Below are 13,061 nucleotides of genomic sequence, written 5' to 3'. Positions count from 1 at the left end.
AGAACAGTCGGGATGCAGCGGCTCGTGAACCGGATCAGGACGCGCTGAACACCGCCGTATCCGGCAGGCGCCGACGCATGACGTCCACGGCCTCGGGGTTGGAGTCCACGCACACGAACTTCCGGCCCAGTTGCTCGCTGACCGCGCCCGTGGTTCCCGAGCCTGCGAAGAAGTCCAGCACCCAGTCCCCGGGACGCGAGGACGCCGTGACGATCCGGCGCAGCACCCCGGCGGGTTTCTGCGTGGGATAACCGGTCTTCTCCTTGCCGGTGGGGGAGACGATCGTGTGCCACCACACGTCCGTGGGAAGCTTGCCGCGCGCGGCTTTGACGGGACCCACGAGCCCCGGGGCCATGTACGGCTCCCGGTCCACGTCCGCGGAGTTGAAGTGGTAGGCGGCCGGATCCTTGACGTAGACCAGGATCGTGTCGTGCTTGGCCGGCCACCGTTTGGCGGTGCGCCCGCCGAAGTCGTAGGCCCAGATGATCTCGTTGAGGAAGCACCGGCGGCCGAACAGCGCGTCGAGCAGCACCTTGACGTAGTGCACCTCGCGGTAGTCCAGGTGCACGTACAGCGTCCCGTGCGTGGCCAGCACGCGCCGGGCATGCATGAGCCGGGGTTCCAGGAGGAAGCCCAGGTAGTCCGCGAACGAGTCCTCGTAGCGCAGCAACGAGCCCATGATCGTCTCGTAGGAACGCCCCGCGAAGCCCACGCGGTCGCCCTCGCCCGCGGCCACGGGAACGGAGCGCGTGGTGCGGCGCACCTGGTCCCTGCCCGTGTTGAACGGGGGGTCCAGGTACACCAGGGAGAACGCCTCGTCCGGGAGGCCCTCCAGGACGGTGAGGTTCTCACCATGCACGATCGCGCTGGTGCCCTCCGCATCGAACGCGAAGGGCTCCCACTGCGCCATCTACTCTCCCGCTGCGGAGGACTGCTGCGCCTGCTGGCCGCCCTGGGCGGCTTTGTTCTGGCCCGAGGAACGACGACGCTGCCGGCGCCGCTTGGTGCCCTCACCCGTGTTCTCCACGGACGTCTCCCGGGAGCGCTCACCCTTCTCGGAACGGGGCCGCTGGTTCTGCGAGTCGGAGCGCCCCGCGGAGCCGTCGCGGGAGTCGGAACCGCCCGAGCGGCGTCGTGCGCCGGAGCCGTTGCGGCCACCGGAACCACCGCGACCGCCGCGGCCCGAACGCTTCTCGGAGTGGTGCGGCTTGCCGTCACCGAGGTCCTCGAGCTCCTCGGCGTCGAGGCCCTCGAGCGTGCGCTGCGACTTGGGCAGCTTGCCCTTGACGCCGCGCGGGATGTTCAGATCCGTGTAGAGGTGATCGGAGGACGAGTAGGTCTCCACGGGCTCGGGCACGCCCAGCTCCAGCGCCTTGTCGATCAGGCGCCAGCGGGGGACGTCGTCCCAGTCCACGAACGTGATGGCCGTGCCCTTGTTGCCCGCGCGCCCGGTGCGCCCGGTGCGGTGCAGGTAGGTCTTCTCGTCCTCGGGGCACTGGAAGTTGATCACGTGGGTGACGTCCTCGACGTCGATGCCTCGCGCGGCGACGTCCGTGGCCACGAGCACGTCCACCTTGCCGTGGCGGAACGCGCGCAGCGCCTGCTCGCGGGCGCCCTGGCCCAGGTCACCGTGCAGGGGAGCGGCGGCGAAACCGCGGTGGATGAGCTCGTCCGCGAGCTTGGCGGCCGCGCGCTTGGTGCGCGTGAAGATGATCGTGCGTCCGCGGCCCTCGGCCTGCAGGATGCGCGCGACGACCTCGTCCTTGTCCAGATGGTGGGCGCGGTAGATGACCTGACGGATGTCCTTCTTGGTGCTGCCCTCGTCCGGGGCGGCCGCACGGATGTGCATGGGCCGGGACATGTACCGCCGGGCCATGGCGACCACGGGGCCGGGCATGGTCGCGGAGAACAGCATGGTCTGGCGCACCTGGGGAACCGTGGCCAGCAGCTTCTCCACGTCCGGGAGGAAGCCCAGGTCCAGCATCTCGTCCGCCTCGTCCAGCACGACCATGCGCACGTGGCTCAGGTCCAGGAAGTGCTGCCGGTTGAGGTCGATCAGGCGCCCGGGGGTGCCCACGACGACCTCCACGCCCTTCTCGAGCTCGGCGATCTGGGACTCGTAGGGGCGGCCACCGTAGATCGTGGCCACGCGGGCGTTGCGGGTCTTGGCGGCGATCGCGAGGTCGCTGCCCACCTGGACCGCGAGCTCTCGCGTGGGGACCACGATCAGCGCCTGGGGGGCGCCGGGCTTCTTCAACTGGGCCCAGCCGTCGTCGTCACGGCCCACGGCGCGCTGCAGTGCGGGGATGCCGAAACCGAGGGTCTTGCCGGTACCGGTCTTGGCCTGGCCGATGATGTCCTGGCCGGACAGCGCGATGGGCAGCGTCATGGCCTGGATGGGGAACGGGGAGGTGATGCCGTGCTCGGCGAGCGCGTCCACGATGTCCTGGCGGACGCCGAAGTCCGCGAACGAGGACTCGGTCACGGGTTCGGCGGTCTCGACCGCCTGGGTCCCGGCCTCGTCCGGCTCGATGATGTCCTGCTCGGGTGTTGCGGTGATGTCAGTCACGAATGTCCTTCACGGGTCGGCGCGGGGCACCACACCGGATCGTCGGCCGGGCCGTCCCGGAGGACGGAGCGGCGCGAAGCGGGGGCCGCCGCGCTGTGAGAGGAAGCCGATCGTGAAACGCACCCCGCCCGGGCGCTCAGCGGAAGGCGCGGGACCTTCCGGGCGCGGTACCGAAGCGGGTGACAAGTGAACGTGACGGTCTCATGGGACGACCGGTCATCCTGATAAACACCTCCAGTGTACCCGCAAAACGGTGAGGCCCCCGGACACGGGGGTCCGGGGGCCTCACGACGAGGGTGACTCAGCCGAGGGGCAGCGGGGTGAAACCCACCTTGCGCTTGGTCTCCTGGCCGGTCTCCACGTAGCCGATGCTCGCGGAGGGGACCACGGTGGTGGAACCCTTGGTGTCCTGCAGCACAAGCGGTGCGCCGGAGCTCAGTGCCTCCGTGACCTTGGTCTGCACCTCGTCCGCGGAGAGGTCGGCGTTGACCACGAGCTCGCGGGCCACGTTCTGAATCCCGATCTTGATTTCCATGAGTACCTCCTGCGGCGTCACCGGCCCACGGTGATCACGGGCCGGACCATGTCTTCCAGGTGCCGCGCACCCCGGTGAGGGGCGGGCGCGTCAGCCTCGGTCGTTGCCGATCAGTTTAGGAGCAGGTTCGCGGCGCTCCTCGTCGAGCGTCCTGATTCCGCCCCAGGCTAAACGGAAGATCCGGTCCTGGACCTCCTCGCGCGTGCCCGCTTCCGGGTGGCGGGTCCAGAACACCGCGGAGGTCTGGACCAGGTGCACGAGGCCCCGGGACAGCATGGTGGCCTGGGCCGGGGGCATGCCCGCCCTGGGTCCGAGCACCGCGGCCACGGCCACGGCGATCCCCTGGTAGAACTCGTCCAGTTGCGCCGCGACCTCGGGGAAGGACATGAGGTCCGCGCTGAACACGAGCCGGTGGGCCTCCGGCTGACTGTTGACGAACTCGAAGTGGGTGTCGATCACGTTCTGCACGCGCGCCTTGTTGGTCTCGGCGTTGGCCAGGGACCGCTCGAGCTTCTCGGACAGTTCCGAGAGCGTGAACTGCACGAGCGCCAGGAACAGGTCCCGCTTGCCCGGGAAGTGCTGGTAGAGCACCGGTTTGGAGACCCCCGCCGCGGCGGCGATCTCGTCCATGGAGGTCGAGTGGTAGCCGCCCTCGGAGAACACCCGCAGTGCCGTGCTCAACAGCTGCTCCCGCCGCTGGTCCCTGGTCATCCGAGGGGCCCGCGTATGGCCGGTGGGCGCGGGCGCGTCGCGTGGATCGGGAGCGTTCATGGGGTCCTCCTCTGTGACGGGCCCTCGCCCGCCGTGGCATCAACCGGCCGCGCGGGGACGCGGGGTGTCTGAGGGGGATCGTTCAGCGGGGGGATCCTGATCGGCGGGGAGGGTCTGCGGTGGCGCGACCTCCAGACCGAACAGCGCTTCCAATCCGGAGATGTATTCGTCCGCGCGGCCCTCGGCGGCGAGCTGACGGGCACGGACGGTGGGGATGTGCAGCAGTGAGCGGACCATGCGGCGCATGGCCATCTCGATCTGTTCCTCCGCGCCGGTGCAGCCGTGGTGGGCGCGGACCTTTTCAAGTTCGGCGTCCAGCACGGCCATGGTGTGCTTGCGCAGCGCCACGATGGCCTGGTCCATGGTGCGGGCGTTCTGCGCCGCCGCGAAGCCCTGGGCGGCCTCGTCCACGATCTCGCGCGCCGCGCTCACGGACTCGCGGGTCTCCTCGGGTGCGGCCACGCGCACCGATTCAAGGGTGATCAGCTCCACGTCCGGCAGGTCCGCGACGGCGGGGTCGAAGTCCCGCGCGAGCGCGAGGTCGATCACGGTGCGCGGTCCGCTCGGGAACGCGGACGCCGGCATGGGGGCGGAGCCGCCCGAACAGCCGATCACGACGTCCGCGCGGCGCAGTGCCGCCGGCAGCTCGACCTCCGTGACGGGGGAGCCGCCGCGCTGGTCCGTGAACTGCTGGGCGCGTCCGGAACCGGAGTAGACCTCGATGTCCGCGCAGCCGCGGTCGCGCAGAGCGGCCATGGTGGCGCCGGCGTACGCGCCGGTGCCGAAGATCAGGGCGTGCCGGTCGGGCCAGCTGCCGCGGGTGATGTCGTCGGCGAGGTCCAGGGCCACGGACACGATGGAGCGGCCCCGCTCACCGAGGCCGGTGCGGGCACCGACCTCGCGCGCGGTGCGGGCGGCTGCCTCGAACAACTGCACGAGGTGTCCCGAGGCGGTGCCGGACTGGCGGGCCTGGTTCAGGGCGCGGCGGACCTGTCCGGTGATCTCGCGCTCGCCCACCACGGCGGACTCCAGACCGGAGACCACGGTGAACAGGTGTTGCGGGACCTCGGTGCCGTGGTAGGTGTCCATGGTCTCCAGGACGAAGCGTTCGTCCAGCCCCGCGCGCTCGGCCACGCGTTCGGCGAGCTGCTGCTGGGCCAGGGCGACGTCGTGGGTCTCGTCCTCGGGGAGCTCACCGTAGAGCTCGAGCCGGTTGCACGTGGACAGCGTGATGGCCCCCGAGAGCGCACCCTGGGACACGGCCTCCTCGGCCACCCCGAGAGCCCCCGTGCTCAACCGTGCGACGGTGTTGAGGTCGACGGAACGGTGCGATGCGACAAGACAGAAAAGAACCACAATCCGGCCATCCTAGACGAATTCATCCTGGCTCGCTCAGCATAACCACTGGGCGCGCCCGGCGCAGAGATTGCGTTCCCGGCGGACACTACGTCACCAAAACCCGCGGACTCCTTTGGCACAATGGGGCCATTATGGCTTCCCAGAATGATCGCACCGTAGAATCCCGCCGCGCCGAGTCCCCCCACGATCCCGCCGCGGCCACGGAGCCCGGCGGCGATCACGCATGGGAGCAGCGCATCGCAGCGCTTCCCACCGAGCACCCGCTGCGCTCGGCGGGGGTGGCCGACTCCCCGCTGATCAGGACACTGCGGGGACTGCCCGCCGCGCACACACCCGTGTGGTTCATGCGTCAGGCGGGTCGCTCGCTGCCCGAGTACCGCGCCGCCCGGGAGGGCACGGGGATGCTCGAGGCGTGCCTGACCCCGGACCTCGCCGCGGAGATCACCCTGCAGCCGGTGCGCCGCCACGGCGTGGACGCGGCCATCTTCTTCTCCGACATCGTGGTGCCCATGAAGCTCGCCTCGGTGGCCGTGGACATCGTGGCCGGGCGTGGCCCGGTGCTCGAGCACCCGGTGCGCACCGCCGCGGACGTCGCCGCGCTGCCCGAGCTGCCGGACTCGGCGCTGGACCCGATCCGCGAGGCCGTGGCCCGCACGGTCGCCGAGCTCGGTGACACCCCGCTGATCGGTTTCGCGGGCGCGCCGTTCACGATCGCCGCCTACGCCGTGGAGGGCGGGCCCTCGCGCGACCACTTGCGCCCGCGCACCATGATGCACGCGGATCCGGCGTCCTGGACCGCCCTGGCCGAATGGGCCGCGCGCACCTCCGGGGCGTTCCTGCGCGCCCAGGTGGAAGCCGGGGCCTCGGCCGTGCAGTTGTTCGATTCGTGGGCGGGCTCGCTCTCGCTCGCGGACTACGAGGCGCACGTCCAGCGCCACTCCGCGGACGCGCTCGCCGCCGTGGCGGACCTGGGTGTCCCGCGGATCCACTTCGGCACGGGCACGGGCGAGCTGCTGGCCGCCATGCGGGACGCGGGAGCGGACGCCGTGGGTGTGGACTACCGCGTCCCGCTGGACGTCGCATCGCAGCGTCTGGGTGGGCGTACCGTGGTGCAGGGCAACATCGATCCCGCGCTGCTCGCCGCCCCGCGGGAGGTGCTGCACGAGCACGCCCTCGACGTCCTGCGCCGCGGCCGCAGCGCCCCCGGTCACGTGGTCAACCTGGGCCACGGTGTGCCGCCGGAGACGGACCCGGACGTGCTGAGCGAACTGGTGACCTTCATCCACAAGGAGACTCGGTGACAACTTCCCCCGGTGCCCAGCGGCGCACCGCGCCACGGCGTCCTCGCACGGCCCTCGTGGTGGGCGGCGGCGTCGCCGGGTTGACGGCCGCCCGTGACCTCGCGCGCGCCGGTCTGCGCGTGACGCTGGTCGAGGCCTCGGACCACTTCGGCGGCGCCGTGGGTGCCCACGAGGTGGCGGGGCTCGTCCTGGACTCCGGTGCGGAATCCTTCGCCACGCGCTCGGAGGCCGTGCCCGATCTGCTCGAGGAACTCGGGCTCTCCGATCGCGTGGTCACTCCCAACCCCGCGGGCTCTTGGTTGCAACTGCCCGAGGGTGCGGTGCCCGCCCCCAAGTCCGGGGTGCTCGGGATCCCCGCGGACCCCACCGCACCGGAGCTGCGCAAACCCCTCGGCCGGGCCGGCGTGGCCCGTGCGCGCATGGACAGGGCGCTGCCGGCCCGCGTGGGCGCGGGGGAGCGTTCCATCGGCGGCCTCGTACGCGCCCGCATGGGTCAGCGCGTGCTGGACCGGTTGGTCACCCCGTTCGTCTCCGGGGTCTACTCGACCCACCCGGACGAACTCGACGTCGACGCCGTGGCCCCCGGTCTGCGCGCCCGCTTGCGCGAACTCGGCAGCCTGGGCGCGGCCGCGGGTGCACTGCGCACGGCGAGCCCCGCGGGTGCGAACGTGGCCGGTCTCGACGGCGGGATGAACCTGCTCAGCGAACGGCTCGTGCGGGACGCGGAGCGGTTGGGCGTCAAGCTCGTGACCCGCTACGACGTCATCGCCCTGGACCGTGACCCCCGCAGGCCCGGGTGGATGGTGATCCAGCGCCAACCCGTGAACGGGGACAAGACGGCCGTGGCCCGCGGAGAACTGCTCGTGATGGCCACGGACGGACCCACCACGGTGCGCTTGCTCGGCACGCAGGTCAGCGACGTCCAGAACTTCACGCCGCGCTCGGGGCCCCGGATCGCGCTGGCCACCCTCGTGCTGGACTGCCCCGCCCTGGACAGTGCACCCCGCGGGACCGGTCTGCTCGTGAGCGACGACGTGCGCGAGGTGCGCGCCAAGGCCCTGACCCACGCCACGGCCAAGTGGAAGTGGGTGGCCCGCGAGGCCGGGGAGCACCGCCACGTGGTGCGGTTATCCTACGGCCGGGCCACCCCGCGTGGATCGGGCCCCTCCCCGGAGGTCACGCTCGAGGACAAGCACCTCATCTCGCTCGCCCTCGGGGACGCGAGCACACTGCTGGGCGTACCGATCGAGCCGGAACAGCTCGTGGGCGCGGACGTCGTGCGGTGGCACACCGCCCTGCCGCGCACGGACGCGGGTCACAGCGCCCGCGTCACGGGGTTCCGCCGGGCGCTCAAGGACGTCCCGGACGCCGCGGCCGTGGGGGCGTGGCTGTCCGGTACGGGACTCGCGGCGGTCGTCGCGGACACCCGCCACCAGGTCAGGACCCTGCTCAAGCACCACGGGTTCGACGTGACCCCGAACTGAGGGACCGCCGCGCGCGGGACCGAGCCGTGCGACGTCGTCCGCGCAGCCCGGGCAGTTCTGCGCGGGACGAGAACCACCGGACGTGAACAGAACGAGAAGTCGAAAGGGAGCACACACGATGAGTGAGCACGCAACCGAGGCACGCCAGGACGCGGCACAGGGCGGCGGGGACACGCTGTACTGGGCCGGTTACACGGTGTTCGAGCGGACGGGTGAGCGCCCGCGGGACGCGGACTCGCAGGCCAACCGCAGCGCGTTCGACGAGCTCGTGAAGGACCTCGAGGGTCGGGGCGTGACCGTGCGCGGTGTGTACGACGTCTCCGGGATGCGCGAGAGCGCCGATCTGATGCTGTGGCTCACGGGCAAGGAACCGGACGCCCTGCAGGCCGCGATCCGGCAACTGCGCCGTCAGCCGCTGCTCGCGGGCACCCGGCAGTCCTGGAACGCCATGGGCGTGCACCGCGAGGCGGAGTTCACGTCCAACCATTCGCCCGCGTTCGCGCGCGGTGCGGAGGCTGGCGCGTGGGTGTGCGTCTACCCGTTCGTGCGCTCCTACGAGTGGTACTACATGAACCCGCAGCGCCGCGGGGAGATGCTCAAGAACCACGGCATGAAGGCCCGCGAGTACCCGCAGGTGCTCGCCAACACCATCGCGTGCTTCGGGCTCAACGACTTCGAGTGGCTGCTGGCCCTGGAGGCCCCGGAGCTCGTGGACCTGGTGGACATCATGCGCCACTTCCGCAACACCGAGGCACGCCTGCACGTGCGTGAGGAGACCCCGTTCTACACGGGGCGCCGGATCACCACCCACGAGATTGCCGAGGTGCTTGACTGAGATGACTGACACCCGAGAGACCAATGCCCTGAGTGCCGAGCGCGCCAACGCGCCGCACAGCTTCGACGCCCTGATCCTCTCCTCCTTCGGCGGGCCGGAGGGTCAGGAGGACGTGATCCCGTTCCTGCGCAACGTCACGCGCGGCCGCGGCATCCCGGACGAGCGGCTCGAGGAGGTGGCCACCCACTACCGTGCGAACGGCGGCGTGAGCCCCATCAACGCCCAGAACCGGGCGCTGCGCGATGCGCTCGAGGCCGAGCTGCGGCGTCGTGGTGTGGAGCTGCCCGTGCTGCTCGCCAACCGCAACTGGGACCCGTACGTGGCGGACGTTCTGCGCGAGAGCCACGAGCGAGGGTACCGGGACCTGCTGGTGCTCGCCACGAGCGCGTACTCCGGGTACTCCAGCTGCCGCCAGTACCGGGAGGACTACGGCGTGGGCCTGGAGGAGACGGGGCTGCAGGACGAGCTGCACGTGGAGAAGATCCGGCAGTACTACGACTCCGAGGGTTTCCTGCGCCCCTACGCCACCAAGCTGCGTGAGTCACTGGAGGCTCTGCGGCAGCGCACGGACGGTGCGCTCCGCGTGCTGTTCACGACCCACTCGGTGCCCATGACGGACGCGCATGCCGCGGGTCCCGAGCGCATGGACTTCGAGGGGGACTCCGCCTACGTGGCGCAGCACCTCGCGGCCGCGCGCTGGATCGTGGAGCAGGTGGGCGAGCCCATGAACGGGGTGGAGTGGGAGCTCGTGTACCAGTCCCGCTCCGGGCCCCCGCAGGTCCCGTGGCTCGAACCGGACATCTGCGACGTCATCCAGGAGCTGCCTGGTAAGGGCGTCACCGGCGTGGCCGTGGTGCCCCTGGGCTTCGTCTCGGACCACATGGAGGTGCTCTGGGACCTCGACACCGAGGCCCGTGACGCCGCGGCCGAGGCCGGCCTGGAGTTCGAGCGCATCCCCACCGCCGGCACCGATCCCGAGTTCGTGGCCGCGCTCGCGGACCTCGTGGAGCAGCGGCTGGGCACGCCCACCGCGCCCCCGCGGGTATCCGCCTGCGCCCAGGGCACGTGGTTCGACACGTGCGCCCCCGACTGTTGCGTCAAGATTCTGCGCGGTCAGGACGCACCCCGTCCCACGATCGCCCAGCGACCCGTGGGGGAGTCCATCCCCGTGGGCCTGGACGAGTCCGGGGACGTGACCTACCGATGAGCGGTGCCGATTTCACCGTGGGTACCCGCGGTTCGCAGCTGGCCATGACGCAGAGCCGCTGGGCCGCCGAGGCCGTGGCCAGCGCGGGCGGACTCGACTACGAACTGGTCACCGTGCGCACCGAGGGCGACGTGCTCACCGGGCCGCTGTCCCAGTTGGGCGGTACAGGGGTCTTCGCCACGGCGTTGCGGTCCAAGGTGCTCGACGGCGCCGTGGACCTGGCCGTGCACTCCCTCAAGGACCTGCCCACCGCGGCGGTCACGGGGCTCACCATTGCCGCGCTGCCGCAGCGTGAGGACCCGCGGGACGCCCTGTGCGCCCGTGACGGTCTGACCCTCGACGAACTGCCGGAGGGCGCGGCCGTGGGCACAGGCTCGCCGCGGCGCGTCGCGCAGTTGCGCGCCCTGCGCCCCGACCTGCGCATCGTGGACATCCGCGGCAACGTGGGCACGCGGCTCAACCGCGTGGCTCCCGGGGACCCGGGGGACCTCGACGCCGTGGTGCTCGCGGCGTCGGGCCTCAAGCGCCTGAGCCTCGAGGGGCGGATCACCGAGTACCTGGATCCGCACCGGATGCTGCCGGCCCCGGGCCAGGGTGCGCTCGCGCTCGAGGTCTCGGCGGAACTCGCGGCGGACTCGGGTCTCGCGACCGGTCTGGCCGCGGTGGACCACCTGCCCACGCGGCTCGCGGTCACCGCGGAGCGCTCGGTGCTGGCTCGCCTCGAGGCGGGCTGCGCCGCACCTGTGGGAACCTTCGCACGCCTCGTGGACGGTGATCTCGAACTGGACGTCGTCGTGGCGAATCCGGACGGCTCCGATGTCATGCGCCGCACGGAGTCCGCGCGGGAACCCTCGGTCGAGGCCGCGCGGGCTCTCGGTCAGCGGGTCGCGGATGACCTGTTGGCCCACGGCGCGGACCGGTTGGCACGGTTGAGCCTGTGACCGCGGCGCGCGTGCTCATCACCCGCGACCCCGCTTCCGCGAGCGCCCTAGCGGTGCTGCTGCGGGAGCGCGGGTACGAGCCGTGCGCCTCGCCCCTGCTCGAGGCCCAGTTGCCGTCGGACGTGGAATCACTGCGGGAGCTGCTGGCCGAGGCCACCGGCCCGAGCGGTCCCACGTGGTTGTGCGTGACGTCCGCGACCACGGTGGCGGCGCTCGCCGCGGTCGCCCCCACCCCGCAGTGGGGTGCCGCGCTCGACGCCGCTCGGCGGCCCTCCGCTCGTCACCGCACCGAGGCCGGTGAGCCCGCGCTGCGGGTCGCCGCGGTGGGCGAGGCGACCGTCCGCGCGCTGGGGGAGTATGGTGTGGGCGTGGATTTCGTCCCCGCGCGCGTCTCGAGCGCGGCGGGCATGCTCGCCGAGTGGCCCGAGGAGCACCCGGGTGCATCCGGGGCGCCGGTGCGGGCCCTCGTACCGGTCTCGGCGCTCGCGTCCGACGCCCTCGTGAGCGGACTGCGGGAGCGGGGGTACGACGTCGTGCGGATCACCGCGTACGACACCGTCCCGGCCCCGGCGGACCGCCCGTTGCGCGCCCCCGGTGCCGGGACCGCAACCACACCGGAAGCCCCCGAGGAATGGGGCGCCGACGCCGCTCGGGCCGCGTGCGCGTCCGGTGAGCTGGCCGCGGTGGTGGTCACGGCGCCGTCGCGCGCGGACGCCCTGCTGGAGGGCATAACCCCCGCGGCCGCCACGGCGTGGATCGCGATCGGGGAACCGACCGCCCGCGCGCTGCGGGCCCGCGGAGTCGACCCGATGACCTCCGCGCAACCGACCCCAGCGGCCCTGGCCGACGCCGTGTCGCGGGCGCTGGGTGAGCCGCACACTTCGGCGCCGGAGCGGGACGATCACGCCGAGCCCGCAACGACGACGCCCGCGACGACCCGCCCCGCGACGACTCAAAGATTTCGATGATCAGGAGATGTGAACCATGACCGACCATGACGTGTCGTACGACCTCGTATCACGGCCCCGCAGACTGCGCAGTACCCCGGCCATGCGCCGGTTCACCGCGGAGACCCGCGTGACGCCGTCCGAGCTGATCCTGCCCGTGTTCGTCAAGGAAGGACTCGACGAGCCGCAGCCCCTGGCCTCGATGCCCGGTGTGGTGCAGCACAACATGGACTCTCTCAAGCGCGCGGCCGCCGAAGCCGTGGAGCTGGGGCTGGGCGGCTTCATGTTGTTCGGGATCCCGCAGACCCGCGACGCAGAGGGCTCCGCCGCGCTGGACCCGGACGGCATCCTCAACCGCGGGATCCGTGCCGTGCGTGACGAGGTGGGGGACGACATCGTGGTCATGTCGGACCTGTGCCTGGACGAGTTCACCGATCACGGCCACTGCGGTGTGCTGGATGATCAGGGCCGAGTGGACAACGATCGCACCCTGGAGATCTACGGCCGTATGGGCCTGGCCCAGGCCGAGGCCGGCGCCCACATGCTGGGACCCTCCGGGATGATGGACGGCCAGGTGGGCGTGATCCGCGCGGCACTGGACGCTGCGGGCCGCGAGGACGTGTCGATCCTCGCCTACAGCGCCAAGTACTCGTCCGCGTTCTACGGCCCGTTCCGCGAGGCCGTGGACTCCACGCTCACGGGTGACCGCAAAACCTATCAGATGGATCCTGCGAACCGCCGGGAGGCCCTGCTGGAGCTACAGCTGGACCTGGACGAGGGCGCGGACATGGTCATGGTCAAGCCGGCCATGAGCTATCTGGACATCCTGCGCGAGGTCGCGGACGCGTCCCCCGTGCCGGTCTCGGCGTACCAGATCTCGGGTGAGTACGCGATGATCGAGGCCGCCGCGGCGAACGGCTGGATCAACCGCGACGCCGCGATCCTCGAGTCCGTGCTGTCCATCAAGCGTGCCGGGGCCAACTCGATCCTGACTTACTACGCGACCGAGCTCGCTCGCTGGTTCCACGAGGAGAACGGCAGGTAACCCCAGAACCCCCGCGCCCGCGCCGTCGCGCGGCACGGTCCCACCGGGAGAGCCTCCCGGCGAAAGG

12 protein-coding genes are annotated in these 13,061 nt (G+C 71.5%); 7 read left to right on the top strand and 5 right to left on the bottom strand.

The annotated features are described in order from the left end of the window. Positions 1 to 34 precede the first annotated feature (34 nt). The 5 genes from AS25_RS11805 to AS25_RS11785 all read right to left on the bottom strand — a co-directional run bounded on the left by AS25_RS11805 (position 35) and on the right by AS25_RS11785 (position 5,231). On the bottom strand, positions 35 to 910 hold the full coding sequence (locus AS25_RS11805; RefSeq protein WP_035965331.1) for a DNA-methyltransferase: 876 nt from the start codon (positions 908 to 910) through the stop codon (positions 35 to 37). Continuing rightward, positions 911 to 2,569 carry a DEAD/DEAH box helicase gene (locus AS25_RS11800; protein WP_035965330.1) on the bottom strand — a complete coding sequence of 553 codons (1,659 nt, stop codon included), beginning with the start codon at positions 2,567 to 2,569 and terminating at the stop codon, positions 911 to 913. A 301-nt stretch (positions 2,570 to 2,870) separates the two neighbouring features. Then, a complete protein-coding gene (locus AS25_RS11795; RefSeq protein WP_035965329.1) occupies positions 2,871 to 3,104 on the bottom strand; it encodes a DUF3107 domain-containing protein in 234 nt (77 codons plus the stop codon). 90 nt (positions 3,105 to 3,194) lie between these two features. After that, positions 3,195 to 3,875 carry a TetR/AcrR family transcriptional regulator gene (locus AS25_RS15465; protein ID WP_035965328.1) on the bottom strand — a complete coding sequence of 227 codons (681 nt, stop codon included), beginning with the start codon at positions 3,873 to 3,875 and terminating at the stop codon, positions 3,195 to 3,197. Positions 3,876 to 3,914: 39 nt separating this feature from the next. After that, positions 3,915 to 5,231: a glutamyl-tRNA reductase gene (locus tag AS25_RS11785; RefSeq protein WP_035965326.1), complete on the bottom strand. Its 1,317-nt coding sequence runs from the start codon at positions 5,229 to 5,231 to the stop codon at positions 3,915 to 3,917. 134 nt (positions 5,232 to 5,365) lie between these two features. Between AS25_RS11785 and hemE the strand changes: the two genes are divergently transcribed. From hemE to hemB, 7 genes are all read left to right on the top strand, one after another. Continuing rightward, positions 5,366 to 6,535 carry a uroporphyrinogen decarboxylase gene (gene hemE, locus AS25_RS11780; protein ID WP_035965325.1) on the top strand — a complete coding sequence of 390 codons (1,170 nt, stop codon included), beginning with the start codon at positions 5,366 to 5,368 and terminating at the stop codon, positions 6,533 to 6,535. After that, positions 6,532 to 8,019, top strand: a complete 1,488-nt coding sequence (gene hemG, locus AS25_RS11775) for a protoporphyrinogen oxidase (RefSeq protein WP_035965323.1) — start codon at positions 6,532 to 6,534, stop codon at positions 8,017 to 8,019. The genes hemE and hemG overlap by 4 nt, the downstream gene beginning before the upstream one ends. Positions 8,020 to 8,137: 118 nt before the next feature. Continuing rightward, positions 8,138 to 8,854: a hydrogen peroxide-dependent heme synthase gene (gene hemQ, locus AS25_RS11770; RefSeq protein ID WP_035965322.1), complete on the top strand. Its 717-nt coding sequence runs from the start codon at positions 8,138 to 8,140 to the stop codon at positions 8,852 to 8,854. A gap of 1 nt (position 8,855) precedes the next feature. Continuing rightward, entirely contained in the window at positions 8,856 to 10,061 is a 1,206-nt protein-coding gene (locus AS25_RS11765; protein WP_035965321.1) for a ferrochelatase, read from the top strand. Continuing rightward, on the top strand, positions 10,058 to 11,002 hold the full coding sequence (hemC, locus tag AS25_RS11760; protein ID WP_035965320.1) for a hydroxymethylbilane synthase: 945 nt from the start codon (positions 10,058 to 10,060) through the stop codon (positions 11,000 to 11,002). Before AS25_RS11765 ends, hemC begins: the two co-directional genes overlap by 4 nt. Continuing rightward, on the top strand, positions 10,999 to 11,970 hold the full coding sequence (locus AS25_RS11755) for a uroporphyrinogen-III synthase (protein ID WP_084118190.1): 972 nt from the start codon (positions 10,999 to 11,001) through the stop codon (positions 11,968 to 11,970). The genes hemC and AS25_RS11755 overlap by 4 nt, the downstream gene beginning before the upstream one ends. Positions 11,971 to 11,986: 16 nt before the next feature. Continuing rightward, complete coding sequence (gene hemB, locus AS25_RS11750) at positions 11,987 to 12,994, top strand: porphobilinogen synthase (RefSeq protein WP_035965317.1); 1,008 nt, start codon at positions 11,987 to 11,989, stop codon at positions 12,992 to 12,994. Positions 12,995 to 13,061 lie beyond the last annotated feature (67 nt).

The organism is Kocuria marina (genome assembly GCF_000786655.1).
Lineage (GTDB): Bacteria > Actinomycetota > Actinomycetes > Actinomycetales > Micrococcaceae > Kocuria > Kocuria marina_A.
Note: the sequence above shows the minus strand (reverse complement) of the source record. Positions and strands in the feature narration are given on the sequence as shown.